We start from the raw sequence: 25464 nt of genomic DNA, 5'->3' as shown, positions 1-25464 counted from the left end.
TAAATTTATAGGGAGATGAAATCATAATGGAAATTTTAAATCCAATTAAAGTTAAAAACATCCGATTTAAAAATAAAGTGGTTATGGCTCCTATGGTTCCCTTCGGTTTACAGAGTAATGACGGGATTATGGAAGAAGAAATGCTGCAGCATTATTTAAAAAGAGCAGATACTGGAATTGGACTTATTATTTCTCAGTCGCTTTCAATAACGGCTAGAAAAACATTAGATGGTAGAGCAGGTGCATATTCAGATTCTCATATAGATTATCTAAGCACAATAGTAAAAGCTTGTCATGATAATGGCACAAATTTTTTTGCACAGCTTGCCTATCCTAGCATCGGTTATCAAAATGGCGATACTATTAATAACTTAACAGAAGAAGATATTTTAGAAATACAAAATGAATTTATTAATGCTGCTAAAACCTGTAAAAAAGCTGGTTGTGATGGTATTGAACTACATGGCGCACATGGTTTTTTCCTCAATATGCTTGCATCTCCCCTTTCAAACAAGCGTAAAGATCAGCATGGTAGAGATATAAATGGGAGATTATCTTTAGTAAAAAAAATCGTTGAGGGAATAAAAGAATTTGCCGACGATAACTTTATCATCTCTTATCGATTGGGGTGGAATGATTGTTTAAACACCGATATCAAAACTGCTCAAGCTTTAGAAAATTTAGGCATAGAAATGCTGCATATTTCTTCTGGAATACCTAGTGACAGAAACCTTGAACTTCCCAAAGATTTTCAGTTTAATGAAGTCATCTATACTGGTTGTCAAATTAAAAAGAATGTAAATATTCCTGTTACCGTTGTAAATGATATACGGACATTAAATAGAGGTAATTACTTAATTGAAAGCAAGTTATGCGATTTTGTAGCTTATGGAAAACCATTTCTCGCAGACTCAAATTTTATGGTAAAGTCTATGAAAAACCTAGATTATAATTCCTGCCTTGGATGTAAAAAATGTCAGTGGTTTATAAGCGGCGAGAAATGTCCAGTACAAATTAAAACAAGAGTATATTAAGAATCATAAAATAATTTATTCCGATTTTAATAAAAAAGCAAACATGGAGGTATGATTAATGAAAGTACTAGCAATTAACGGAAGTCCTAGAAAAGATAAAAATACTGCTATTCTTCTAAATAAAGCACTTGAAGGATCAGCTTCACAAGGAGCTGAAACAGAGATTATCCATCTTTACGACCAAAATTATAAAGGTTGTGTTAGTTGTTTTGCTTGCAAACTGAAAAATGGTAAAAGTTATGGTAAGTGTGCTTTAAAGGATGATTTAACACCTATACTTGAAAAGGCTGCAAATGCTGATGCCATTATTCTTGGATCTCCAATATATTTTGCATCAGTTACTGGAGCTATGAGATCTTTTTTAGAAAGGTTCATGTTTCAATATTTAGTTTATGATGCTGATTATTCAAGTCTTTTTGGAAAAAAAATATCAACTGGATTCATTTATACTATGAATGTAACTAATGAACGAATGAAAGATTTAGGATATGAACAAGATTTTAAATCTTCAGAGATGGTTATGAAAAGACTCTTTGGTTCTTCTGAATCATTGATTGTCAACGACACATACCAGTTTGATGATTATTCAAAATATGTTGTAACAGCATTTGATGAAAAGGAAAAAGCAAAAGTTAGAAAAGAACAATTCCCTAAAGACTGTCAAAAGGCTTTTGATATGGGAGTAAGATTGGGTAAGCAGACTAGTATATAAAATCTACTACATTACAAATAACATATAAAAGGGAGGTATTTATATATGAATTTTATAGAATTAGCAAAGGAAAGATATTCTTTAAGAAGTTTTGATACTAAAAAAGTTGAACAAGAAAAGTTAGATTTAATTTTGAAAGCTGGACAATTAGCCCCTACTGCAGTAAATTATCAACCTCAAAGAATCTTAGTAATTGAAAGTAACGAGGCACTTGCTAAACTAAAAGATTGTACGGTTTATCACTTTAATGCACCTATGGCTTTACTCATATGTGCTAACAAAGATGAAGCATGGAAACGTACTTATGATGGAAAAGTTCATACTGACATTGATGGAAGTATCGTTGCTACACATATGATGCTGCAAGCTACTGAACTTGGATTGGGCACAACTTGGGTTGGTCATTTTGATCCAATTGCTGTTCGTAACGCTTTTAATATACCATCAAATCTTGAACCAGTATGTATTTTCCCAATAGGCTATCCAAGCAAAGATGCAAAACCTCATCCTAATCATGCAAAACGTAAAGATATTTTAGAAACTGTTTTCTATAATCATTTTTAGTTTAATTAATAGACCAGTGCTATTCAAGCTCCGGTCAGACTGTAGATGAAACATTATAAGTTAATGTCTATGGTCTTTTTTGTAGTAAAATATAATTAATTATAAATTTGAAAAAACTATAAGTTAGAATTTTGATAGACTTTTATCGTTTAAATTTATAAGTAAAACTCCTATTAGACTCAATAAAAAGTTAATAGGAGTTTTATTATTAGTCTAAAAAAGATACTATTAACATTCCAGCAATCATACCTATTACATTTCCTATCGTAGACATTCTTCCCTTCCACGTATCGCGAGCTGAGGGAAGAGTTTCTCTACAAATTATATAAAGAATCATTCCTCCTGCAAAAGCAAGACTTATACAGATTACAACTGGCGATATCTTGCTTATAATACCACCGAGAACAGAGCCTATACCCATTGGAATTGAAGTGAGCACAGATATAAATATAAGACTAAATGTGCTTGCATTACTTTCTCTTAAAAAAATTCCAACTGCAAGTCCTTCAGGAATTCCATGAAGAATTAAAGCTATTGCAAGATGAAATCCTTTTATTGGTGAAGTAGATATCAGCGAACCAAGAGCCACTCCACTAGGTATATTATGTATTCCGATACCAATAGCCATAAAAATGGCAGCCTTTAAAAATCTATGTCCTTTATTATTGAAAACAGATACTTTGTTGTGCTCTAGTCTACCATCAAGAATTACTGCTAAAATAAGCCCAAAAGTAATTCCCACTGTAGCTATGTAAATGCTCCCAGCCTCAAAAGATTCAGGTAATAAATCAAAGCACACAATTGCAAGCATCAAACCTCCAATAAATCCTAACGCAGTTCCTTTAAATTTTCTTCCCCGATGTTTAATAAAAAAAGAAAAAGTAATACCAGCAAGAATGCCTATCCAACCAGTTAGATATCCTGAAAGACCCGTAATAAATATTGTGTTTAGAAATCTACTCATAATAACTCCTAACAGAATTAATATATATTATTAGTATTTTAAGTACTAATAAAAAAGAACATTAATTAAGAATTTTATCAAAAACAAAAAACTGTTCTTTTTTTATCAAAAATTTTCTTATTTAATTGACAAGATTAAAATGTTTGCATATAATGAATACATGAACATATGAATCATTGTTCATATGTTCATGTATTTGAATAGTGAGGAAATAAATTATGAAGGATAGAAATAATATTGAAAATTGCAACTGTACAATAATTCACGAGGATGTAGTTAGTAAAGTCAAAAAATGTATACCTCAAGAGGAACTACTTTATGATTTAGCTGATTTATTTAAGATATTTGGTGATACAACAAGGATAAAGATATTATGTGCCTTGCTTCAAGCTGAAATGTGTGTTTGTGATATAGCCGCACTACTAGGAATGACCCAATCATCTATTTCACACCAGCTAAGGGTTTTGAAACAAGCAAGACTTGTAAAGTATAGAAAGGAGGGCAAAGTAGTCTATTATTCTTTAGAAGACGAACACGTTAAAAGTATATTTGACCAAGGCCTAATTCATATATCTGAAAAAAACTAAACTACTATTGGGGGGATAAAAACTATGAACAAAAATATTAAAAAAGAGTTTATTCTTCAAGGATTAGATTGTGCTCACTGCGCATCTAAGATAGAGGGAAAGGTTAGTAAAATTAAAGGAATAAGTTCAGCTAATGTAAACTTCCTAACTAAAACTCTGACTTTAGAAATTGAAGAAATAAATAGAGTACAAGAATTAATTGCAGCAACATCCGAGGAAATTCAAAAAATAGAATCTCATGTAAAAATAAAAGAAAACCAATCAGAAAAAGTTTTGAAAAAAGAAATACTACTTGAAGGTTTATGTTGTGGCAATTGTGCTGCAAAGATAGAAAGAGAATCAAATAATATAGATGGTGTAAAATTAGCTGTAGTGGATTTTATATCTACAAAGCTTATCTTGGAAATAGACAACCTATCGAAGCAAAATGATATCATAGAAAAAGTAAAGGAAATAGTTAAAAGAATAGAACCTGATGTTAAAGTAATTGAACTTGAAAATAAAAGCAAGACATCAGAAAATAAAGCTCATGATCATGGACATGAACATGGTGAAAGCAATAAAAGAGAAATAATTAGGTTAGTTGTTGGTGCTACAATTTTTGGAATAGCAACAGCTATAAAGTTTTCAAATGCTATAGAGCTAATACTCTATCTAATAAGCTATACACTTGTAGGTGGAGAAGTAGTATTAAGAGCATTAAAAAATATAAGCAGAGGACAAGTGTTTGATGAAAACTTTCTTATGAGTATAGCAACTATTGGTGCTTTCGCTATTGGACAGTATCCAGAAGGTGTAGCTGTTATGCTTTTCTATCAGTTAGGAGAAATATTTCAAGGGATAGCAGTTAATCGTTCAAGAAAATCTATTACAGCTCTTATGGATATAAGACCTGATTTTGCTAACTTAAAGATGGGTGATGATATAAAAAAAGTATCACCAGAAGAGGTTAACGTAGGTAATATTATAGTAGTAAAACCAGGAGAAAAAGTTCCACTAGATGGTAAAGTAATTGAAGGTAATTCAATGATAGATACTTCCGCTTTAACTGGTGAGTCAGTTCCTAGAGAAGTTGGAGTAGGAGATAATATCTTAGGTGGAGTTATTAATAAAAATGGACTTTTAACGATTGAAGTAGAAAAGGAATTTGGAGATTCTACTATTGCAAAAATATTAGATTTAGTTCAAAATGCAAGTAGTAAAAAGGCTCCAACTGAGAATTTTATTACAAAGTTTGCTAGATACTATACGCCTGCTGTTGTTTTCTCTGCGTTAGCATTAGCTATACTTCCACCATTATTTATTGAAGGTGCTACTTTTTCACAATGGATATATAGAGCATTGGCATTCTTAGTAGTGTCTTGTCCTTGTGCTTTAGTCGTATCTATACCACTTGGTTTCTTTGGTGGAATAGGTGGAGCTTCAAAAAATGGAATACTTGTTAAAGGTGGCAACTATTTAGAAGCTTTAAACAATGTTGAAGTGGTTGTATTTGATAAAACAGGAACACTTACAAAAGGTATATTTAAGGTAACTGAAGTAAAATCACAAAATAACATCTCAAAAAATGAACTTATAACTTATGCAGCTTATGCAGAAAGTTATTCTAATCACCCAATAGCAACTTCTATATTGAATGCTTATGGTAGAGAAGTAGTTAAGGACTCAATAGAAAACTATGAAGAAATATCAGGGCACGGCGTAAAAGCTGTGGTTAAAGGTAAAGAAATATTAGCTGGTAACTATAAACTAATGACTAAAGAAAAGATAGCCTATGAACAAGTTGAAACTATAGGTACCGTAGTTCACGTTGCTGTAGATAAAGAATATGCAGGATATATCGTAATATCAGACGAAGTTAAAGATGATTCAGCCAAAGCAGTTAAGGCTCTAAAATCTCTTGGCATTAAGAAAACAGTAATGTTAACAGGTGATAACAAAACTGTTGGAACTAAAGTTGCTGAACAATTAGGATTAGATGAAGTTCATTCTGAACTACTGCCAGATCAAAAGGTTGAAAAGGTAGAATTGCTAGATAAAGAAAAATCAGCAAAGGGTAAGTTAGTATTTGTAGGCGATGGAATAAATGATGCTCCAGTTCTGGCAAGAGCCGATATAGGCATAGCAATGGGTGGAGTAGGTTCTGATGCCGCAATTGAAGCTGCTGATGTAGTTATAATGACTGATGAGCCTTCAAAAATTGCTTCAGCTATAAAAATAGCAAAGAAAACAAGAACCATCGTAATGCAAAATATATTCTTTGCTTTAGGCATTAAGCTTATCTTATTAATTCTTGTAGCCTTAGGTTTGGGTACTATGTGGGAAGCAGTGTTTGGTGATGTTGGAGTAACACTACTTGCTGTATTAAATTCTATGAGAGCAATGAAAACAGAAAATATATAATTATATTGGGTTAGGAGAACTATCGGAACATCTGATAGTCTCTCCCATTTGTCTTCAAACTTGCCTCATCATTAAAATGATGCGGCTCCATCCTAATTTGTTCCTTATAGTTCTTTTTCCATATGCAATATTGGATAAGGTCTTCCATCATCATCCGTTGGAGATTCAGATACTACTTTAAATCCTTTGTGTAAATAAAACTCTTTTGCCTTTGGATTGTCCTTATTTACATCTAGTGATAAAAAGGCGTACTTTTCCATCATATAATCAAATAAACTGCTGCCGATTCCCCTTCCAATGGAATCTGGATGTAAAAACAACATATTTAAATTGTTGTCTTTTACATTTGCAAATCCCAATATACTTTTTAGCTCCGTATCATAAGCCACTTCGATTACAACTTTATCTAGATAGCCTCTCAATTGTAGTTTTATTTCATGAAAATCTTGTTCTTTCAAAAAATCATGTGTAGCTTTTACTGATTCTTTCCATACTTCAAAAACTTCATCTATTTCATTTATATTTGCTATTCTATACTCTATCATGTTAAATTCTCCTTTTTTTGTTATTATAACATCACCTTCCTCTCAAAATAATCAAAAATTACTTTTCGTGTTTTAAACCATTCTATTAAAAAGGTCATTCTCCACACCTCTCATTCATACCCTTATTAAGTTATTTTAACACAAAAACATTTTATAGTTTTTTAACAATCTAAATTTTCAATTCTAATTACATTCTCAATTTTATTTACTTCTTCCAATTCCTTTATATTTTCCAAAGACTTATTAACATTACCTTCAAGAGTTTCATGGGTAACAATAACTATATATACAAACTCTCCTTTTTTAGGCTTTTGTATAAAGGATAAAATACTTACTTCGTTTTTACCAAGAATAGTAGCAATTTTTCCCAGAACCCCTGGAAGATCTTTTACTGAAATTCTTAAATAATATTGAGATTTAAAACTTTCTACAGGAACTACTTCTTTATCTGTGTAATTCCTAGTTAAAACATTTGATCCTTCAGTATCGTTTCTCAAAACCGATATAATATCTCCAACTACAGCGCTACCTGTAGGCAGTTCTCCCGCTCCTCTTCCATAAAGCATTAAGTCTCCTACAGCATCTCCTTTAATGAAAATAGCATTAAAAGAATCATTAACATTTGCTAAAGGATGAATAGCCGGAAGCATTGTAGGATGCACTCTAAGCTCCAACTTGCCCTTTGCTTCCTTAACTATTGCCAGAAGTTTTATAACATATCCGAGTTCTTTACCATATTCAATATCAATAGCCTTTATTTTAGTTATTCCCTCTGCATATATGTCATTTACGTTTACTTCTGTTTCAAAGGCTAGTGTAGATAAAATGGCTAATTTGTAAACAGCATCATAACCTTCTACATCAGAGGTTGGATCTGCCTCAGCATATCCCTTTTCCTGTGCTTCCTTTAGCGCTTCTTCAAAACTCATGTTTTCTAAAGTCATTTTAGTTAGTATATAGTTTGTAGTTCCATTGATTATACCAACAACCTCTTGTATTTTGTTCGCAGTTAAGCTTTCATTTATACCATTGATTATAGGAATTCCACCAGCTACACTAGCTTCAAAGTTTACAATAACCCCATTTTCTTCTGCTTCTTTAAAGATTTGCTGACCGTTAGTTGCAATAAGCATTTTATTAGCTGTTACCACATGCATCTTTCTTCTTATAGCATTTAACACATAATCCTTTGCAGGTTCTATTCCCCCCATAACTTCTACCACAATTTTTATACTATCATCATTAAATATCTCATCTGCATCTGTAGTTAAAAGTTCTTCTGAAACATCTACAGTTCTCTTTTTATTTATATCTCTAACCAGTATCTTTGCTATCTCAATATCATAACCTGATCTTTTCATTATGGCTTCTCTATTAGAATTTAATATATTCCAAACACCCTTACCTACATTTCCTAAACCTAATAACGCTATTCTAACCTTTTTCATAATTTTGCCCCCTCTTTTCTAGTTATAAGCTATCGAACTATGCGAATGCTTTATATATGCCCCTTAGTGCTTTTTCAAAATCTTCATTTTCCACACCGACAGTTATATTTATTTCACTTGCTCCTTGATTTATCATTCTTATATTTACGTCTCCCTCTGCAAGACCTCTAAATAATTTTGAGGATATTCCCTTAGTTCTATCCATCCCTCTACCCACAGTAGCTACAAGTGCCATATTAGGATAAACCTCTAGAGAATCTGGATTACACTGCCTTTTGATTTCCTCCAATATGTTATCCAGCTTATCTCCAAGCTGTGTATCTTCTATAACCAAGGAAACAGAATCTATACCAGAGGGCATATTTTCAAAGGATACTCCATTACTCTCCAATATGGAAAGAAGCTTTCTACAGAAACCTTGTTCTGAATTCATAAGCATTTTTTGTACAGCTATAACTGTAAAGCCTTTTTTTCCTGCTATACCAGTGATAGTTCCACTGTAGCTTATAGGCTTGTCATCATCTACAATTAGAGTTCCTTTGTCCTGTGGTCTATTAGTATTCTTTATATTTATAGGGATACATACATCTCTGATTGGAAATATGCTTTCCTCGTGCAGTACTTTTGCCCCCATATAAGAAAGCTCTCTAAGTTCTTTATAAGTTACTACTTCTATTGGCTTTGCATTTTCTACAATATTTGGATCTGCCATTAAAAAGCCTGAGACATCTGTCCAGTTTTCATAAAGTTCTGCGCCTAAACATCTTGCAACTATTGCCCCAGTTACATCAGAACCTCCTCTTGAGAAAGTCTTTATAGTTCCATCAGGCATTGCCCCATAAAAGCCTGGTATAACTGCTCTTTCCACAGCTGACATCTTTTCATCTACAGCTTTTTGTGTAGCTTCAAAATCTATCCTGCCATAATTTTTAAAACGTATAATTTCTGCTGCATCTACAAATTCATAATCTAAATAGTCAGCAAGAATTAGTCCATTTAAATATTCCCCACGGCTAGCTGTATAATCTGCTGAAGCCCCATCTTCGATTTTCTTTTTTATTTCATCAAGATACTTTTTTATATCTATCCTGACCTCTAGCTCCCTTGCTAAGACAGTATATCTCTCTTCTATATGCTTAAAAACATCATCAAAGGATATACTATTTTGAGCATGTGCATGACACAAATATAAAAGATCTGTAATTTTGTAGTCCTTACTAAACCTTTTACCTGGTGCTGAAGGCACAACATATCTTCTTTTCTCATTTTCTAAGACTATGTTCTTTACTTTTCTAAACTGCTCACTATCAGCAAGTGAGCTTCCTCCAAACTTAGCTACGATTAAATTATTCATTTTTAGCCCCCCATTTATTGTTTAAATGAAACTCCTCTTCCTTATGTCAGAGGAGTAAGCGACCATCTCAAAATCAGCACGCTGTGTAAGTGACTATCACCAAATCACAGATTTGGGATATCTACTTAAGATTTTGGATGCCTGCTTAAGATTTTGGTTCTCTGCTTACCCACACTGGATTAGCTGCCCTAAATTATTTACCACAGTACCCTCATTGTCTATATTAAGCTCTTTAACTTTCCACTTACTTTGTAAATTTTCTAAAAAGCTTTGAATATTTTTGCAAAACTCCTTGTCTTCTTCTTTAAGCATAACCATAATTGTTGGGCCTGCCCCACTTAAAAATACGCCCAAACAATTAAGTCTTTCACACTCTTCCTTTATAGAATAAAAATTTTCTATAAGCCGAGCTCTGTAGTTCTCATGTAGCTTGTCTTTGCAAGCATATTTGATTAAATGAAAATCCCCATTATTTAATGCTGATATCAAAAGTGCAGTTCTTCCTACGTTAAAAATCCCCTGCTTATAATCTATATTTTTAGGTAAAACTGCTCTGGCTTCTTCTGTAGATAATGTAAAATTAGGTATAAGTGCACAAAATTTAATACCTTCTTTAACCCTTACATTGTTGTAAACAACCTTTTTGCCTTCTGATATAGAAACAGTCATTCCCCCACAGAAGGCTGGATTTATGTTATCCGGATGACCTTCAACCTCCACTGCCAAATCTAAGAGCTCTTGATTATTTAAAACTCTTCCAGCTAATTCATTGGCACAAATAACTCCCCCTACTACACAGGCAGCGCTGCTCCCAAGACCTCTACATACAGGTATATCGCTCTCTATTCTTATTCTTAAACCGGTAGGTTTATAGCCTATCTTTTCGAAACATCTTTTCATTGCGACATATATCAGGTTATCTTCATTTTTAAATTTATCTTCACAACCTTCGAAAACAAGTCCCTCTTCGATTTCCTCCACATAAAATCTATTGTACATATTAACTGCTACTCCAAGACAATCGAAGCCTGGTCCCATATTAGCACTTGTTGCTGGTACTCTAACTTCTACCATAACTATCACCTACTCCCCTAAAAAATTTTTAATTACTTCTCTCATTTCATCCTTTTTACATGTTACTTTATGACGAATTTCTTTTTTATCTAAACTCTCTATTCCCCTAGGTATTTTCACCCCCATCTTCTCAGATAGCATTTGTACCATCTCAAAATCTGAAGTACTACTATTTGCAAAGTTTAGAACCTCATTTATACTTCTTGGAAACTTAAATGGACTTGCAGTAGAAGCTATTACGGCAGCTCTATCATCATATGTATTTTTCTTATATTTTTCATAAACCTCATAGGCTACTGCAGTATGTGTATCTATAACATACTCTGAAGTTTCATAGACCTTTTTAACTGCTGCAAGAGTTTCTTTTTCATCAGCAAAGTCCCCATATAATATCTTTAGCTTTTCTTTCATGTCTTCATTTATCTCATACTTACCTTCTTCTTTAAGTTGTTTCATGAGATTATTTATAAGTTGCTCATCTCTGTCGCTTATTTCATATAGAAATCTTTCTAAATTGCTGGATATTAAAATATCCATGGAAGGAGAATTGGTTACAGAGAATTCTCTTCTTCTGTCATAAATTCCGGTGTTTATGAAATCTGTAAGTACTTTATTTTCGTTAGATGCACAAATTAATCTTCCTAGTGGCACCCCCATTGCTTTAGCATAGAAAGCCGCTAGTATATTGCCAAAGTTTCCTGTTGGTACAACTACATTTATGCTTTCTCCTTCTTGTATTTTTTTATCTTTTAAAAGTTTTGCATATGAATAAACATAATAGACTACCTGCGGCACCAGCCTTCCTATATTTATGGAGTTTGCAGAAGAAAGCATATAGTTATTCTTATTTAATAATTCGTTAAAGGCTTTGTCACTAAATATCTCCTTAACTCCATTTTGCGCATCATCAAAATTACCCTCTATACCAACTACAAAAGTATTTTTTCCTTCTTGAGTAGTCATTTGTCTCTTTTGAATTTCACTTACCCCATCCTTTGGATAAAAAACTACAATCTTTGTTTTATCAACACTATCAAAGCCTTCTAATGCAGCTTTTCCAGTGTCCCCGGATGTAGCAGTAAGTATAACTATTTCTTTTGTTATGCCTATTTTCTTTACTGCTGTTTTTAAAAGATAGGGAAGTATACTTAGTGCCATATCCTTAAATGCCAATGTCTTTCCATGATAAAGTTCTAAAAAATATGCCTCTGCTTTGTAGTTCAGTGGTGCTATATAAGAATTTTCAAACTTTTCATCATAAGCTCTATCTATACATTCTCTAAGTTCATCATCGCTAAAATCATCAAAATACTTTTTAATAATATAAAATGCAAGTTCCCTATAGTTCATATCCCCTAACTCTTGAAAGGATTTTGTAATTTTAGGAAATTCCTCTGGTACATATAGTCCTCCATCTTCAGCTATGCCCCTAATTATTGCTGCAGATGCTCCCACAACTTTCCCGTTCCCCCTAGTACTTCTATACAACAATGTATTAGCCCCCTTTTTGCAATTAATGTCATTTAGATTTAAAACTCAAATATGATTAATACTTTATAATGTTTCCACACAAAAGTCAAATGTATTTTATTCACGTACATTTCTAAATTATAAAATTTAAACGTTAACATTTGCTTATTTTTCAATTTTATTGGTAAGTTTATATTCTTCTAAAAACTGAAAAGATTAAAAGTTTTAGTTGTAATTCAAAATGCAAGATTTTTGCAGGAATCTCCTGTTTGAAAACGTTTTTATTGCAAAAACAAACAAAATTCGAAAATTGATTTAAATTGATGTCTATGTTAATATCCTATTAAACAATTTAATACGGATCGGATGAATTTAGCGGAATAATTTTATTAAACCGTTATTGGACGAACCTCTGGAGAGACTCGACTGAGCACCGAAGGGGAAAGCCAAAATATATTTTGGTGAAGCTCTCAGGTAAAAGGACAGGGGATTTTGAACGAGAAAAATAACTATTTATTTTTTGCTTCAAAAATCTTGCTTTCCAGAGACTAAATTTAAATTTAGTCTCTTTTATTTTGTCCGATGGATACACACCTGGGTAAATTGTTTAAAATTTAATTTCATAAGGAGAGATAAAAAATGAAAGCATTTGTAAGTGTACTAGGAAAAGATAAGGTAGGTATTATTCATGAAGTAACTTCTGTATTATCTAAAAACAACGTAAATATTTTAGATATTAATCAAACTCTCATAGATGATTACTTTACTATGGTAATGCTTGTTGATTTGTCAAAAATGCAGCTTGAATTTAAGGATTTAAAGACTAAATTTGAAAATAAAGCTGCAGAAATAGATGTTTCTATTAAAGTTCAGCGAGAAGATATATTTAATTCAATGTACAAAATTTAAATTATAAGGAGTTTTAAAGCAATGATTAATTTAAACAATATAATGGAAACAATAAAAATGGTAGATGATCAAAATTTAGATATAAGAACAATTACAATGGGTATATCTCTTTTAGATTGCTGCCATAGTGATGGAAAGCAATCAAGAATTAAAATTTATGATAAAATAACTAAATATGCAGAAAACTTAGTTAAGGTTGGAAGAGAAATTGAAACAGAATATGGAATACCTATTGTCAATAAAAGAGTATCTGTAACTCCTTTATCTATTATTGCTCAAACTTGTGATGATACTGATTATGTTGAATTCGCTAAGACTTTAGATAGAGCTGCTGAAGCTTTAGGAATTGACTTTATAGGAGGATTTTCAGCTCTAGTACAAAAAGGATACACTAAAGGAGACAAAATACTTATAGAATCAATTCCTGAGGCTCTAGCTATTACAAAAAAAGTTTGTTCCTCAGTAAATGTTGGAAATAGCAAATCTGGAATAAACATGGATGCTGTTAGAGACATGGGAAGAATAATAAAAAAAGCTGCTTATCTTACAAAGGATGCAGACGGTATAGGCTGTGCTAAGCTTGTAGTATTTGCTAATGCAGTAGAAGACAACCCATTTATGGCTGGTGCATTTCATGGAGTTGGAGAAGCTGAATGCATAATAAATGTCGGTGTTAGCGGACCAGGAGTTGTAAAATCTGCCCTTGAACAAGTAAAAGGACAAAGCTTTGATGTAGTTTCAGAAACAATAAAGAAAACTGCATTCAAGCTAACAAGACTTGTCCAATTTGTAGCACAGGAAGCTTCAAAAAGACTAGATGTTCCTTTCGGAGTAGTTGACCTATCACTTGCTCCAACACCAGCTATAGGTGATAGTGTAGGAAGACTTTTAGAAGAAATGGGACTTGAAAGCTGTGGATGCCATGGAACTACTGCTGCTTTAGCCCTATTAAACGATGCAGTTAAAAAAGGTGGTGTAATGGCCGCTTCTCAAGTAGGTGGACTTAGTGGTGCATTCATTCCTGTAAGTGAAGATGAAGGAATGATAGCTGCAGTAAAATCTGGTTCCTTAAATTTAGAAAAATTAGAAGCAATGACTTGTGTTTGTTCCGTAGGTCTTGATATGATAGGAATCCCTGGAGATACTCCAGAATCAACTATATCAGCAATTATTGCAGATGAGGCTGCTATTGGAGTAATAAATAATAAGACAACTGCAGTAAGAATAATACCTGTTTACGGCAAAGCAGTTGGTGATGAAGCTGAATTTGGCGGACTTTTAGGAACAGCTCCTATAATGGCTGTAAGTAAATTTTCCAGTGAAGATTTTATAAACAGAGGCGGACATATTCCTGCGCCAATTCACAGCTTTAAAAATTAAAAAGTCAAAAGGGCATGGGTTTACAATACAAATCCATGTTCTTTCTTTTACATAAGTATTTAATATTGTTATACCTATTATTTTATAGTATTGACTAATAGAAATACTTTACACTCCGTTTTTTGCTTTCATTTGACTTTTGTTAAAGTTTAAGAAGATATGATATAATCTTCACGTATTGGGAATATGTATATCTAGACATATTTTTCAAATGAAACATAAATAAAGAAGGCGATAACATATGAATTTAAAAAATCATTTTAAAATGTTTATAGAAGATAATTTTCATGCTCTTACCCATAAAAACTTTAGATACTATTGGATTGGGCAATGCGTATCTGTTATTGGTACCTGGGTTCAAAGTGTTAGTCAATCTTGGCTTGTACTTTCACTTACAGGTTCACCTTTCTTACTTGGGGTTATAGGAACAATGCAATTTTTACCTATAACGCTTTTCTCACTATTCGCGGGAGTTGCTATAGACAGGTTTCCAAAGAAAAAAATTCTTTTAATTACACAGACATTATCAATGCTTTTGGCTTTTATAATGTCTGCACTAGTATTTACCCACAGCATAAAATACTATCATATTGTAATTCTTGCACTTTTTTTAGGATTCATAAATACAATTGATATGCCTACAAGACAGTCCTTTATAGTTGAAATTGCAGGCAAAGAGGATTTAATGAATGCAATAGCTTTAAACTCTGCTACCTTCAATCTTGCTAGAATCATTGGTCCTGCTATAGGTGCACTGCTTATGGCTTATATAGGCATAGCTTGGTGTTTTTTTCTAAACGGCTTAAGCTTTTTAACAGTGCTTTGCGGTCTCATATATATTAAAGCAAAACCTTATGTGAGAAAGAATTTTTCTAACAACATATTTAAAGAAATTAAGGATGGTCTTAAATATATTTTTAATACTTCTGTTCTGTTTGAAACTGTTTGTATGGTCACTGTAATTGGAGTATTTGTTTTTAATTATAATATTTTAATTCCTGTTTTTACAAAAAATATTCTTCATCAGCAGGAAAAAATATACGGATTTTTAATGTCCTCCCTTGGAGCAGGCTCCCTTATAGGTGCAGTTGCAGTTTCCTTAAGAAGTAAATCAGGACCTAAGAAGCTAATTTTATTCGGAAGTTCAATAATTACTGCTGTTATGCTTATTTTTATAGGATTTTCACGTACTTATTATACAGCAGCAATTTTCCTTGTAATAAATGGACTTTTCAATATTTATTTCTCTACCACTGCTAATTCAACGCTGCAAGTTAACTCTAAGGATGAATACAGAGGAAGGGTTATGAGCGTATATTCACTTGTATTCGCTGGAAGTGCTCCTTTAGGTAGTCTATTTTCTGGTTATGCCGCAGACAAAATTGGCTCTGCCTGGGCTTTTGTACTATGTGGCTCTTTAACATTAGTTTGTGTTTTTATGCTTATGATTATATTTAAAATAAGAGCTAAACCTACAACATAGAAGCGTAATCTTCCAGGTTTAGCTCTTAGGACACAGTTTTTATCATGCATCACAAATTTCATTGCTAGAATGCTTCAGTTTTAAGCAATTCTAATACAGCAACTCTTAATTTTTTCTAAACTATGCTTTACATACTTTTACCAATTTATCAACTATTTTGGAATCTACTACGTCATAACCATATGCATCCTTACTATAGGCATAACTAACATGATTTTTAGTAGTAGTTTCATCTTTTAGCCATGCTTTGCAGGAGCTATGTACTTGAGTAACACCAGTATACTCAATAATCTTTTTAGCATTACTAGCATTAATTCCACTACCTACTAGTATTTCAATTTTATCTCCATGCTTTTCTTGCAGACTCTTTAATAATTCTAACCCATCAATGGCTTTCCCTTCCAAACCACTAGTTAGAACCCGATCTATACGTAGACTAATTAAAGTCTCTATTGCTTCATAAGGGTCATTAACGCAATCAAAGGCTCTATGAAATACTGCCTCTTTTTCCTTACCATAGGATTTAATTACCTCCACTACCTCTTTTGTTTGAAAAGTATTAATATTTCCGTTATCATTTAAGCAGCCAAATGCAATTCCATCTGCACCATGCTCCAGCATAGTTCTTACATCCAATACTAATGTTTCAAAATCTTCCTTCCCATAACAAAAGCCAGCTCCTCTTGGTCTTGCCATACAAATAACCTTTAAATTTGTATTTTTTTTGGTTAAAACAAGACTAGCAATACTAGGGGTTAATCCTCCCATATATAAAGCGCTATTTAGCTCTACCCTATCCGCCTTTCCTTTATAAGCTTGTATACAATCATAATAACTTCCACAACATATTTCTACTGTTCTACTCATAGTTTTCACCTGCTAACTTTATAAAACTTAATGCATAAATTTTAGCATTTAAAATAATATCTTTAATGTCCATCCACTCGTTGGGATTATGTGAAATCCCTTTTTGCCCTGGAAAACTCGGTCCAAAGGGAACAATGTTTGGCATTGCTTTTGCATAAGTCCCTCCTGTAGTAGTTACTGGAGTTCCATTAAGTTCAGTAATCTCTTCATAGGCTTCTTGAAGTTTTTTTACTAAAAAACATTCCTTTTCAAACTTCACTGGATTATAGTTGCTAACTAATTCTAGTAGCAAATTATCTGGTATTTTTGATTTTATTTGATTTGTAATTTCAGTTAAGGTTACAACTGCTGGGTAACTTAAAGTAAAATCAAATACACATTTATCCTTTTCCATTCTTAGTTCTAACCCACGGATCTGCATTTTTCCAAATTCATCATCAACATAACCAATACCTAAACGACTTCCATTGCCTTCGCCTTTTAGAAAATACTCCGTTAAAAAACAAAAAACTCATTTAAATATATTGGGTCAGCTACTATCTTAAATTTAGCTCTACCTCGTTCACCATAAACAACTGGATATTTACAATCTGGAGTCCATCCCATTATTGGTGGTTTTTCCTGTGTTAAATAATACTCAATATCCTTCATTCCTGATTCTTCATTAGTTCCAAATATAATACGAATCGGTTTATTAAAAACTACGCCGCATTCTTTACATACATATAAAGCATATAAACATGACATAATTGGACCTTTATTATCTAAAATTCCCCTAGAATAAATTCTCTCATCTCTTATGTATCCACTAAAAGGCGGTTTAACCCATCCATCTCCTACAGGTACTACATCTAGGTGTCCTATTACTCCTATATAATCGTCGCCTTCCCCTAATTGTGCATAACCTACATATCCATCTAAGTTTTTAGTTTTAAATCCAAGCTTAGCAGAAATTTTTAACGCTTTAAGTAAGCAATTATTAATTTCCTTACCAAACGGCATTCCCTCTTGTGGTTCATCCTCTACACTATTGATTTTAACTAACTCTATAATATCATCAATAATTTGTTTCTTTAATTCATCAATTTTATTTAAAATGGAATCTTTCATTTTAGCCTCACTTTCTAACCAATGGAGCAGTTCTTGTCTTTATATAATTATCTAACCACTCCTCACTTGCCACCTCATGATAGCATTTTCCATTTGTATTTTTTGTTAAATATACAATTGGCTCTTGTTCTTCAGTAGTTACTACAAAAGAAAAGCCTTCGATGTTTGTAGCAACTCCCCATTCTCCCTTATTATTCATAGCAATTAATGATAAATCTCCCGCTTTACCTCTTCTTTCTCTAAGCTCTTTGTCAAAATTATTTACAGCTATTTCACAAGCTTCTTGAGGATGATATCCTTCTTTCATTAAACGTACAATTTCATAAGAAATGCATCCCTTCATTAAGTCTTCTCCTAAACCTGTAGCACTAGCTCCACCTACTTTTGAGTCTACGTAAAAGCCAGAACCACATATAGGTGAATCACCTATCCTGCCCTTTTTTTTCATAAATAAACCACTTGTTGAAGTAGCCGCTGTCATATCACCATTTTTATCAAGACATACCATACCTACAGTATCATGTCCACTATAAGGTTTTATTTCTTGCTCTTTTATTTCTTTAACACGATTATAATAGTGAATCTTTGCACGTTCTGTTAACATGTTTTTACGTTCAAAGCCTTCTTTATGAGCAAATCTTTCTGCTCCTTCTGCTGCCAGTAAGTTATTTACTTTTTCTTTACTTAACCGTCTTGCAATGCTAATTGGATTAGCAAAATCTTTAATTGCAGCAACTGCTCCTATATCAAAGGTAGTACCATCCATATATGCTGCATCTAATTCTACTTCCATTTCTTCATTTGGAAGTCCTCCATAACCTACAGACTTATAAAATTCAAAGTTCTCTACTTCTTTAACTGCAGTTTCTATTGCATCCCCTGCAGAACCCTCCTTCTCCAAAATTTCTCTTCCTTTTGTAATACCTTCAATAGCCATACGCCAAGTTCCAATAATTCCATACATATTATTATCTCCTTTACTGTAAATAGTCTACTAGATATGACCATCTATCTTTTTAACATATATGAAAAAACCACTAATTTAATTAGTGATTTTTTCTATTTAAAAGCATATCTTTTTTACTAACTCTGCAGCCTCTTCTTTGCTAGCTAAAGCTTTAGCCAAATGACACATGTTATCTAATGCTTCATTTAAGCCTATACCACCCTTTTTAGGCGTAATTACAATATTTACTTTATCTTTATAGCTTGCAATTGTTTCTTTATTTTCAACAGACATTGCCGCAAAAGCCGGTACATTTGTGGTTTTATTAATATCATAAGCAACCTTTGCTGCCATGCTAGCATAATCCTTAAAGTTAAATGCAGGTCCACAGATCACTACATCTGGTTGTATTTTATTCACCATAGCACAAAGCTTCCTAGAAACTTCATCAGGGTTCGCTAAATAAGTACCATTTCCACAATATAGGCAAGCAATTACTCTGCTATCAATTTTCTTTAAATATGGCTCCATCATAATTGCCGGTCCTATAGCTTCTTTTTTCCCACTTAATGGTACCATTTTATCGTCTTTGGTACCTGCTCCAGCTTGAATCTGATCATAAATCATTACTATCTTAATCGACATATTTTCTCATCTCCTATAAGTCGTCAAAGGATAAATCTTCTAAAGAAATATCTTCTTCATCTTCCTTTGATGCTTTAGCTTCTTCAATTAAATATTGTTTATCCATTATCTTAATAAATGGCATATAAATAAATACGCCTAGAATTAATAATGCAGCTTGAAGCAGTGCACCTACTGCATTTGTAGCCAAGAATCCTGAAATAATAATTGGGGTTGTCCAAGGGATATTTACTCCATTACAAATAGGAACAAATCCCATTTTCATTGCCATATATGAAATAACAATGTTGAGTGTTGGAACTAGCATAAATGGAACTAGTATTAGTGGATTCAACACAATTGGTAAACCAAATACGATTGGTTCATTGATTCCAAATATACCTGGAACTAATGCTAACTTTCCAAGCTCCTTAATACGTTTAGATTTACAAAATAATAACATTGCAATTAATAAGGATAATGTAGAACCACAGCCCCCGAAAGTAGCAAATAAATCTTGGAATTGTTGACAAATGATATGACCTTGTCCAGAACCATTTTTAAAGAACTCTAAGTTTTCAGCTGTTAATGTTTGAAGAATAGGATTATACACTGCACCTACTACAGACCCACCATTTACACCAAAGAACCAGAATAAATGTAAGAAAATATATGCAGTAACCATGGCACCTAATGTATCACCTAAATTCATAAGTGGCAGCTGTAAGAACTTAAATACAATTACAAACACATCTGTTCCAAAGAATCCAAAAACCAAGTTGATTGCAAAGAATATAGTTATAACCATACCTGCAGGTATTAAAGCTGCAAAGGATTGTTCAACCGTTGGTGGAACTCCAGCGGGCATCTTAATTATCCAACCTTTACGTTCAACATATGAGTAAATGTTTACAGATAAGAAAGCACAAATAATACCAATAAATATACCTTTAGCCCCTACCCATCCAAGTGGAAGTCCTGAAGATAAAAATACATCTACTTTGCCTTCAACACCTTTAACAGCAACTTTTCCAGATACACCATAGGGCATAACTAAAAACCAAGACATAATAGATACCGCAGCTCCAAAAATACCACTTGTTTTTATTTGTTTAGCAAAGGAATATCCTATCCCCATTACAGCAAATATAGCCATAATTGAGAATGTTGCATCTGATGGTTTTTGCAAATAATTAGCTAATGTAGTTCCATTAACATGTACAGATTCTAACCATTTAGTCCAAGCTGGAATTGGAAAGTTTGCAACTAATAGGAATAAGGATCCTACTATTAGCAATGGTGTTGATACCAAGAAACCATCACGTATTGAAATTAAATATTTGTTTCTACCAATTGCTTCAGCCATTGGCATCAATACTTTTTCTAACCACTTTAACATAGCTTTCACCTCTTCATTATTATTTATATCAAGCAATACTTTATAATGGCCATTTTTAAATAATTACTTATTCACATTTTTAATTAGTTTCACCGCACTTTTTAAAACCTTTAAAGCATTCATCATACCATAATCTGTAGGGTCAATAACAGCAATTGAAACATCTGTTTCTCCGAAATCCTTTACTGTTTTTTCATACAAATATTTCACCTGTGGTCCTAGTAAAATACAATCTGGTTTATGTTTTTTAACGATTTCATCCAGTGTGTTATATGGAAAAGCCTTTACCTCAACTGGTAGTGAATGTTCATTAGCAATAGTCTGCATTTTACTTGCTAATATACTTGTTGACATTCCTTGTGAGCAAAATAAATAAATCTTTTTCATCTTAATACTTCCTTTTCACCATATTAATTAGTTTTAATCCTAAAAATAATATTTTTAGATTACTTATTTTCTAAAACCCTTAAACGTTCATAAACTTCAATTAATTCAATTGATACAATCTTTAAATTTTCTGCTGACATTAATTGATCTTCTGCATGTACTAATAATAAACTTGTGCCTAATACAGTGGAACTTGCTTCTTCCTGAAGTAATCTATTATGTACATCATGACCTTGGGTAGAGGACGCTTCCCCTGTTTTAATGCAATCTTTTGCTTTTTCAATATTACCTTTCTTAGCCTCTTGAATTGCTTCAATATAGCTACTTTTGGCCACACCTGCTGCTGAAATAATTTGAAAACATGCTAACTCTAACTCGTCCATAATATCTCCTCCTTGCTTGTATATTAATTATATACTTATAAAACTGATATTTATTTTAAGGTTCCTTCCTACTATTAGGAAGCCCTTCCAATATTAATAACTGTAGTATTAGAAATTAAATCATGAATAGCCCTTTGATCCTTCCTATATAAAACAAAAAAACTAGATAAAATAGTTATAGCCATGCCTACATATATTATTAAGCTAAAGAAAGTTATATTGCTTACTATTGACAGTACTTGTTCAAATAACTTACTTGGGAAAAACAATGTACTTTCTACTAAAAAAATACCAACAACTTGCCTTAAAAATACTTCCTTCGCTAAAACATCATTTCCATCTAACTTAACAATTTTAAAATGACAAAAGCGTTTTCCTAAGGTTTGTCCTTTCCAAACCTTTAATGGAACAATTACATAATAAAATAATGCAAATAATAATCCTAAATTTCCTGCTAATAATGCATATTGTTTAGGATATTCAAGCAAATTAATATTGAAATTTTGACTGTTGGTTATTTTCATATATATTAATACCATAGGTAAACATGTGAAAATGTACCCCACATACCAATCAATCATATAACCTACAAAACGTTTCCAGTGAGGCACATTACCAGTACCTTTAGGTTTAATTTTATAATCTAATCTTTTTTCTTTTTTCATACTTTTACCTTTTATAATGAATAGCCTCATTATATTTTCCTTCTACAATATTTTATATATATCTCTTTAAATTGTTATTGTAATATTTTGTCTATGAATTCTTTATAATTACTAACTTCTAATAACTTAGCAAATTGGTTAGAATTTGAAATCACATTGCTTAACCAATCAAAAAATATCTTTAGCACTTTACGGTCACTGTTATTAATAGCGAAAAGAATTACAAGCTGTACATCAAAATCCCCCCATTTAATTGGCTTGTCTAAAATTGCAATACTTAAAGCTGAGCGATCTATACAATTTTCATTAAGGCTGTGAGGAATTGCAAATCCATAATTAAAAGATGTGGAAGACGTTTCTTCCCTTTGCAATACACTGCTTTTAAAGGATTCTTTAACATATCCTTTTTCATATAACTTATCACACATCTTGCTAATTAGTTCAACATGGCTGTCTACCTCAATATTTACATAAAAAAACTCTTCTTTAATAAGCCTTAGCACCAATAGTTCAAACTCTTCCTGACATCTAATTCTATCTAGATTGTTTAACGCTTGAAAAATGCTGCTTTCATCTTTATAGTTTACAAATAAAGAAATGTTTACCGTCAAAATAGGTAAATCATGCTTTAGCGGAAGCGTTGTTATTATTAAATCTGGCTTCAACCTATCAATTGCGTTTTTTTCAAAAAGCTCATACATTCAATAATCTCCATACGTTCCCCAAACTTACTAGTGACTTTTTCCAAACACAAGTCTGATAAAGCTTCATTACGAGGATAAATCATAACAGTCTTACATTTATATGTTACATTTTTACGAGCACAGGCCGCTCCTAAATGTATAGCAATAAATGCAATATCATTTTCCTTAATATTAATATGAATTTTTTCTTCTAATAGCTTACAAACATTAACTCCCATTTCAAATACTAATGGGTATTTATGCTTGAGTTCCTGTAGGTACATATTATTTATTTCGATATTTTTTATATAGCGCTCTATTAAAGACATAATATGTATTGTTAAACCATTCTTTAATTCAATATCATGAGTAAAATCAATATCAAATATTTTTTTTATGTCAATTAATGTTTCCTCTATTAAATCACCAATAGAATAATTCATTTGATATTTTAGTATGTCATTAGTATACTCTGTGCTCTTTTTCCCAAGCAGTAGTAAAGCTAATAGAATAATCTCATCTTCAACAACTTCAATTCTAATCTTTTTTGCTACTTTTTTATAAAACGCTTCTGCAATTTTATATTCTATACAATTTTTTAACTCTTCAGTATTTTCATCTACTTCAATAAAATTATTTTTCATAATGCGCTCTATAGCAATTCCAATATGAGCTATAAGTATGGTAAACTCTAATTCACGTTCCCGATAATTAAAATTTTTAAATGTTTCTTCTAAAATATCTTTTATCTCTATTAAATCAAAGCTTTTATAAAAAGAAGCTATTTTATTTAAATTTAGGAGATTCCCTTTTGTCTCCTTTTCTAATAACTGTTTATATAATTTACGTTTTTCTTCTTCCTTACCTACTAAAGAAGCATAATTTTTACTTCTTATTAACCGTAAGCTTTTATATGGTTCAATCATCCTTTTAATTTTTTTAATATCGTTTTCAATAGAGTAATCAGAAACAAACACTTTATTTTGCAAGGATATTAAATTAATCTCATTTTGCTTAAATAATAATTCCTTAATTATATATGTACATCGCTCTTCAGAAGTCTGAGGAATAATTTCATCTGGTTCAATATATAAACTGAGAAACTTATCTTCATTAATTCTATATCCTTGTTTCACACTGGATTCAATTAATATATCTTCATAAAAATTATTTATTTGAGCAATATCGCTGCGAATAGTTCTACCTGATACCCTCATAACCTTAGCTAATTCTTTACCCAAAATCCAATCTTTGCTTTCCTGCATAATCATAATAATTTTTTCTTGTCTTTTATTCAACATTTTATACACCTTCTCCACTATTATGACTAATATTATACATTATTATTGTAAACGTAATCTTCAATAGATTTCCTAATGTTAGGAAATCTAAACTACTTAAAAAATGCTTTATTATAATTTTTCTAACCTTTACTTTTTATTCCTAGGTAAAATTTTACATTAGTGTTTATAGCATCAATATGTTGTAGTAAAATTATATTTGTAGAATTATGGGCATCCAGTCTAGGTGCTCGAATTGCTATAGGCGCTTAAACTACCTTTTAAACTTAAATATCTATAAAAATTTAATTATTAAGTTGGAGGCATATGTTATGGAATATTCTATCTTTAAAGACACTATGGCAAATATGAATTACTCCGATATAGAAAAAATAGCTAAAGAAAACCCTATTGTTTTGTTTCCCATTGGAGTTATTGAGGAACATGGACCTCATCTTCCCTTAGGAACGGATGTGTACTTAAGTTATTCAATTTGTAGTGAAGTGAAAAAACAGCTTGAAAAATTAGGAACCGGAGCCATCATTGTCCCTCCATTTTATTGGGGAATAAATAGCGTAACAGGTTCTTTTAGCGGCTCTTTTACAGTTAAAAGGAGCACTATGAAATCTATGCTTGTAGATAATTTATTGTGTTTGAAAAATTGGGGCTTTGAACATATTTATTTATTCAATTTTCACGGAGATTTTGAACATTACAATGCCATTTTTGAATCTATAAATGATGCAAGACTAGATTATGGTGTAAACGCCTTTAGTCTAATTGCTGATTTTATGCTTTCTAGCTACGACCTAAAGGGTGATGAAAGCTTTCTAGCTGTATATAAAGCTGTAAAGCCAAAAGGAGATATGAAGAGTAGTGATTATATAGATTTTCACGCTGGAGCTTTAGAAACTGGATTAATGCTTATAGATTTTCCTGAACTGGTTAATAAAGCTTCAGCAGATACTTTACCTTCTTCCAAAACAACTGCCGATGATTTTAAGATCTGGCGTAAAGGCTGGGGGTATGCAAGAAGAATCACCCCTTCTGGTTATTGTGGTTCTCCTTCTGAATATAATATTAACATAGCAACTCAACTAAAAAACTCTATTGTCACTTCTGTAGTAGAATTACTAAAAAATAAATAGCAATAAAATTAGAGGCTATATTCTTTTTTGAATAATAGCCCCTAA

Annotated in this window: 26 protein-coding genes and 1 riboswitch; of the genes, 9 read left to right on the top strand and 17 right to left on the bottom strand. The window is 32.0% G+C overall.

The features are described from left to right. Positions 1 to 26 precede the first annotated feature (26 nt). The 3 genes from RCG18_RS14100 to RCG18_RS14090 are packed head-to-tail and all read left to right on the top strand — an operon-like array spanning position 27 to position 2310. Positions 27 to 1034: an NADH:flavin oxidoreductase gene (locus tag RCG18_RS14100; protein ID WP_308041883.1), complete on the top strand. Its 1008-nt coding sequence runs from the start codon at positions 27 to 29 to the stop codon at positions 1032 to 1034. Positions 1035 to 1092: 58 nt separating this feature from the next. Beyond that, complete coding sequence (locus RCG18_RS14095; RefSeq protein WP_308041882.1) at positions 1093 to 1746, top strand: flavodoxin family protein; 654 nt, start codon at positions 1093 to 1095, stop codon at positions 1744 to 1746. A gap of 45 nt (positions 1747 to 1791) precedes the next feature. Beyond that, positions 1792 to 2310, top strand: a complete 519-nt coding sequence (locus RCG18_RS14090; protein ID WP_308041881.1) for a nitroreductase family protein — start codon at positions 1792 to 1794, stop codon at positions 2308 to 2310. A gap of 208 nt (positions 2311 to 2518) precedes the next feature. Here RCG18_RS14090 and RCG18_RS14085 read toward each other — a convergent pair whose 3' ends face one another. Beyond that, positions 2519 to 3274: a ZIP family metal transporter gene (locus RCG18_RS14085; protein ID WP_308041880.1), complete on the bottom strand. Its 756-nt coding sequence runs from the start codon at positions 3272 to 3274 to the stop codon at positions 2519 to 2521. A gap of 218 nt (positions 3275 to 3492) precedes the next feature. On the opposite strand from RCG18_RS14085, the gene RCG18_RS14080 reads away from it, so the two are divergent. Both RCG18_RS14080 and RCG18_RS14075 read left to right on the top strand, forming a co-directional pair. Continuing rightward, a complete protein-coding gene (locus RCG18_RS14080) occupies positions 3493 to 3861 on the top strand; it encodes a metalloregulator ArsR/SmtB family transcription factor (protein ID WP_308041879.1) in 369 nt (122 codons plus the stop codon). 24 nt (positions 3862 to 3885) lie between these two features. Continuing rightward, positions 3886 to 6264 carry a heavy metal translocating P-type ATPase gene (locus tag RCG18_RS14075; RefSeq protein ID WP_308041878.1) on the top strand — a complete coding sequence of 793 codons (2379 nt, stop codon included), beginning with the start codon at positions 3886 to 3888 and terminating at the stop codon, positions 6262 to 6264. Positions 6265 to 6368: 104 nt separating this feature from the next. On the opposite strand, the gene RCG18_RS14070 is transcribed toward RCG18_RS14075, so the two are convergent. The 5 genes from RCG18_RS14070 to thrC form a co-directional block, all read right to left on the bottom strand. Beyond that, positions 6369 to 6809: a GNAT family N-acetyltransferase gene (locus RCG18_RS14070; protein WP_308041877.1), complete on the bottom strand. Its 441-nt coding sequence runs from the start codon at positions 6807 to 6809 to the stop codon at positions 6369 to 6371. 161 nt (positions 6810 to 6970) lie between these two features. Beyond that, the gene (locus tag RCG18_RS14065) at positions 6971 to 8257 is read right to left on the bottom strand and encodes a homoserine dehydrogenase (protein ID WP_308041876.1); all 1287 of its coding nucleotides are present in this window, start codon (positions 8255 to 8257) and stop codon (positions 6971 to 6973) included. 37 nt (positions 8258 to 8294) lie between these two features. Beyond that, positions 8295 to 9611, bottom strand: coding sequence for an aspartate kinase (locus tag RCG18_RS14060; protein WP_308041875.1), 1317 nt, complete (start codon positions 9609 to 9611; stop codon positions 8295 to 8297). Positions 9612 to 9776: 165 nt separating this feature from the next. After that, a complete protein-coding gene (thrB, locus tag RCG18_RS14055; protein WP_308041874.1) occupies positions 9777 to 10685 on the bottom strand; it encodes a homoserine kinase in 909 nt (302 codons plus the stop codon). A gap of 9 nt (positions 10686 to 10694) precedes the next feature. Next, positions 10695 to 12176 (bottom strand): threonine synthase, encoded by a 1482-nt coding sequence (gene thrC, locus RCG18_RS14050; RefSeq protein WP_308041873.1) that lies wholly within the window; start codon positions 12174 to 12176, stop codon positions 10695 to 10697. Positions 12177 to 12557: 381 nt separating this feature from the next. Beyond that, positions 12558 to 12651: riboswitch (glycine riboswitch) on the top strand. A 143-nt stretch (positions 12652 to 12794) separates the two neighbouring features. Between thrC and RCG18_RS14045 the strand changes: the two genes are divergently transcribed. The 3 genes from RCG18_RS14045 to RCG18_RS14035 all read left to right on the top strand — a co-directional run bounded on the left by RCG18_RS14045 (position 12795) and on the right by RCG18_RS14035 (position 15927). Continuing rightward, the gene (locus tag RCG18_RS14045) at positions 12795 to 13064 is read left to right on the top strand and encodes an ACT domain-containing protein (protein WP_308041872.1); all 270 of its coding nucleotides are present in this window, start codon (positions 12795 to 12797) and stop codon (positions 13062 to 13064) included. A gap of 24 nt (positions 13065 to 13088) precedes the next feature. Further along, positions 13089 to 14444: a PFL family protein gene (locus RCG18_RS14040; RefSeq protein WP_308042031.1), complete on the top strand. Its 1356-nt coding sequence runs from the start codon at positions 13089 to 13091 to the stop codon at positions 14442 to 14444. A gap of 241 nt (positions 14445 to 14685) precedes the next feature. Then, entirely contained in the window at positions 14686 to 15927 is a 1242-nt protein-coding gene (locus RCG18_RS14035; RefSeq protein ID WP_308041871.1) for an MFS transporter, read from the top strand. Positions 15928 to 16047: 120 nt separating this feature from the next. On the opposite strand, the gene RCG18_RS14030 is transcribed toward RCG18_RS14035, so the two are convergent. From RCG18_RS14030 to RCG18_RS13985, 11 genes are all read right to left on the bottom strand, one after another. Beyond that, positions 16048 to 16794, bottom strand: coding sequence for a copper homeostasis protein CutC (locus RCG18_RS14030; RefSeq protein WP_308041870.1), 747 nt, complete (start codon positions 16792 to 16794; stop codon positions 16048 to 16050). Further along, positions 16787 to 17188: a M20/M25/M40 family metallo-hydrolase gene (locus RCG18_RS29065; protein WP_374119103.1), complete on the bottom strand. Its 402-nt coding sequence runs from the start codon at positions 17186 to 17188 to the stop codon at positions 16787 to 16789. Before RCG18_RS29065 ends, RCG18_RS14030 begins: the two co-directional genes overlap by 8 nt. A gap of 101 nt (positions 17189 to 17289) precedes the next feature. Continuing rightward, the gene (locus tag RCG18_RS29060) at positions 17290 to 17904 is read right to left on the bottom strand and encodes a Sapep family Mn(2+)-dependent dipeptidase (protein WP_374119101.1); all 615 of its coding nucleotides are present in this window, start codon (positions 17902 to 17904) and stop codon (positions 17290 to 17292) included. 7 nt (positions 17905 to 17911) lie between these two features. Further along, positions 17912 to 18868, bottom strand: a complete 957-nt coding sequence (locus RCG18_RS14020; protein ID WP_308041869.1) for a N(4)-(beta-N-acetylglucosaminyl)-L-asparaginase — start codon at positions 18866 to 18868, stop codon at positions 17912 to 17914. Between the two features lie 99 nt (positions 18869 to 18967). Then, positions 18968 to 19495 (bottom strand): GrdB-related putative oxidoreductase, encoded by a 528-nt coding sequence (locus tag RCG18_RS14015; protein ID WP_374119100.1) that lies wholly within the window; start codon positions 19493 to 19495, stop codon positions 18968 to 18970. Between the two features lie 13 nt (positions 19496 to 19508). Then, positions 19509 to 20873 carry a PTS sugar transporter subunit IIC gene (locus RCG18_RS14010; protein ID WP_308041868.1) on the bottom strand — a complete coding sequence of 455 codons (1365 nt, stop codon included), beginning with the start codon at positions 20871 to 20873 and terminating at the stop codon, positions 19509 to 19511. 63 nt (positions 20874 to 20936) lie between these two features. Continuing rightward, a complete protein-coding gene (locus RCG18_RS14005; RefSeq protein WP_308041867.1) occupies positions 20937 to 21260 on the bottom strand; it encodes a PTS sugar transporter subunit IIB in 324 nt (107 codons plus the stop codon). Positions 21261 to 21319: 59 nt separating this feature from the next. Next, positions 21320 to 21643, bottom strand: a complete 324-nt coding sequence (locus RCG18_RS14000; protein WP_374119099.1) for a PTS lactose/cellobiose transporter subunit IIA — start codon at positions 21641 to 21643, stop codon at positions 21320 to 21322. A 74-nt stretch (positions 21644 to 21717) separates the two neighbouring features. Beyond that, positions 21718 to 22338, bottom strand: a complete 621-nt coding sequence (locus RCG18_RS13995) for an RDD family protein (protein WP_308041866.1) — start codon at positions 22336 to 22338, stop codon at positions 21718 to 21720. 44 nt (positions 22339 to 22382) lie between these two features. Continuing rightward, the gene (locus tag RCG18_RS13990; protein WP_308041865.1) at positions 22383 to 23009 is read right to left on the bottom strand and encodes a PTS sugar transporter subunit IIA; all 627 of its coding nucleotides are present in this window, start codon (positions 23007 to 23009) and stop codon (positions 22383 to 22385) included. Further along, entirely contained in the window at positions 22970 to 24292 is a 1323-nt protein-coding gene (locus tag RCG18_RS13985) for a PRD domain-containing protein (protein ID WP_308041864.1), read from the bottom strand. Before RCG18_RS13985 ends, RCG18_RS13990 begins: the two co-directional genes overlap by 40 nt. Before the next feature lie 311 nt (positions 24293 to 24603). Here RCG18_RS13985 and RCG18_RS13980 point away from each other — a divergent pair, with 311 nt between their 5' ends. Continuing rightward, complete coding sequence (locus tag RCG18_RS13980) at positions 24604 to 25419, top strand: creatininase family protein (protein ID WP_308041863.1); 816 nt, start codon at positions 24604 to 24606, stop codon at positions 25417 to 25419. Positions 25420 to 25464 lie beyond the last annotated feature (45 nt).

Source organism: Clostridium sp. OS1-26 (assembly GCF_030915445.1).
In the GTDB taxonomy this organism is placed as follows: Bacteria; Bacillota; Clostridia; order Clostridiales; family Clostridiaceae; genus Clostridium_AM.
Note: the sequence above shows the minus strand (reverse complement) of the source record. Positions and strands in the feature narration are given on the sequence as shown.

Bases quoted from the DNA above. Each gene is read 5' to 3' on its own strand.
- RCG18_RS29065 (WP_374119103.1), bottom strand. From the start codon at position 17,188: ATGGAAAAGGATAAATGTGTATTTGATTTTACTTTAAGTTACCCAGCA.
- RCG18_RS14060 (WP_308041875.1), bottom strand. From the start codon at position 9,611: ATGAATAATTTAATCGTAGCTAAGTTTGGAGGAAGCTCACTTGCTGAT.
- RCG18_RS14075 (WP_308041878.1), top strand. From the start codon at position 3,886: ATGAACAAAAATATTAAAAAAGAGTTTATTCTTCAAGGATTAGATTGT.
- RCG18_RS14065 (WP_308041876.1), bottom strand. From the start codon at position 8,257: ATGAAAAAGGTTAGAATAGCGTTATTAGGTTTAGGAAATGTAGGTAAG.
- RCG18_RS14100 (WP_308041883.1), top strand. From the start codon at position 27: ATGGAAATTTTAAATCCAATTAAAGTTAAAAACATCCGATTTAAAAAT.
- RCG18_RS14095 (WP_308041882.1), top strand. From the start codon at position 1,093: ATGAAAGTACTAGCAATTAACGGAAGTCCTAGAAAAGATAAAAATACT.
- RCG18_RS14000 (WP_374119099.1), bottom strand. From the start codon at position 21,643: ATGGACGAGTTAGAGTTAGCATGTTTTCAAATTATTTCAGCAGCAGGT.
- RCG18_RS14085 (WP_308041880.1), bottom strand. From the start codon at position 3,274: ATGAGTAGATTTCTAAACACAATATTTATTACGGGTCTTTCAGGATAT.
- RCG18_RS13990 (WP_308041865.1), bottom strand. From the start codon at position 23,009: ATGTATGAGCTTTTTGAAAAAAACGCAATTGATAGGTTGAAGCCAGAT.
- thrB (WP_308041874.1), bottom strand. From the start codon at position 10,685: ATGGTAGAAGTTAGAGTACCAGCAACAAGTGCTAATATGGGACCAGGC.
- RCG18_RS14070 (WP_308041877.1), bottom strand. From the start codon at position 6,809: ATGATAGAGTATAGAATAGCAAATATAAATGAAATAGATGAAGTTTTT.
- RCG18_RS14090 (WP_308041881.1), top strand. From the start codon at position 1,792: ATGAATTTTATAGAATTAGCAAAGGAAAGATATTCTTTAAGAAGTTTT.
- RCG18_RS14030 (WP_308041870.1), bottom strand. From the start codon at position 16,794: ATGAGTAGAACAGTAGAAATATGTTGTGGAAGTTATTATGATTGTATA.
- RCG18_RS13985 (WP_308041864.1), bottom strand. From the start codon at position 24,292: ATGTTGAATAAAAGACAAGAAAAAATTATTATGATTATGCAGGAAAGC.
- RCG18_RS13980 (WP_308041863.1), top strand. From the start codon at position 24,604: ATGGAATATTCTATCTTTAAAGACACTATGGCAAATATGAATTACTCC.
- RCG18_RS14005 (WP_308041867.1), bottom strand. From the start codon at position 21,260: ATGAAAAAGATTTATTTATTTTGCTCACAAGGAATGTCAACAAGTATA.
- RCG18_RS14045 (WP_308041872.1), top strand. From the start codon at position 12,795: ATGAAAGCATTTGTAAGTGTACTAGGAAAAGATAAGGTAGGTATTATT.
- RCG18_RS14080 (WP_308041879.1), top strand. From the start codon at position 3,493: ATGAAGGATAGAAATAATATTGAAAATTGCAACTGTACAATAATTCAC.
- RCG18_RS14015 (WP_374119100.1), bottom strand. From the start codon at position 19,495: ATGTCGATTAAGATAGTAATGATTTATGATCAGATTCAAGCTGGAGCA.
- RCG18_RS14010 (WP_308041868.1), bottom strand. From the start codon at position 20,873: ATGTTAAAGTGGTTAGAAAAAGTATTGATGCCAATGGCTGAAGCAATT.
- RCG18_RS14035 (WP_308041871.1), top strand. From the start codon at position 14,686: ATGAATTTAAAAAATCATTTTAAAATGTTTATAGAAGATAATTTTCAT.
- RCG18_RS14020 (WP_308041869.1), bottom strand. From the start codon at position 18,868: ATGTATGGAATTATTGGAACTTGGCGTATGGCTATTGAAGGTATTACA.
- RCG18_RS29060 (WP_374119101.1), bottom strand. From the start codon at position 17,904: ATGAAAGATTCCATTTTAAATAAAATTGATGAATTAAAGAAACAAATT.
- RCG18_RS13995 (WP_308041866.1), bottom strand. From the start codon at position 22,338: ATGAGGCTATTCATTATAAAAGGTAAAAGTATGAAAAAAGAAAAAAGA.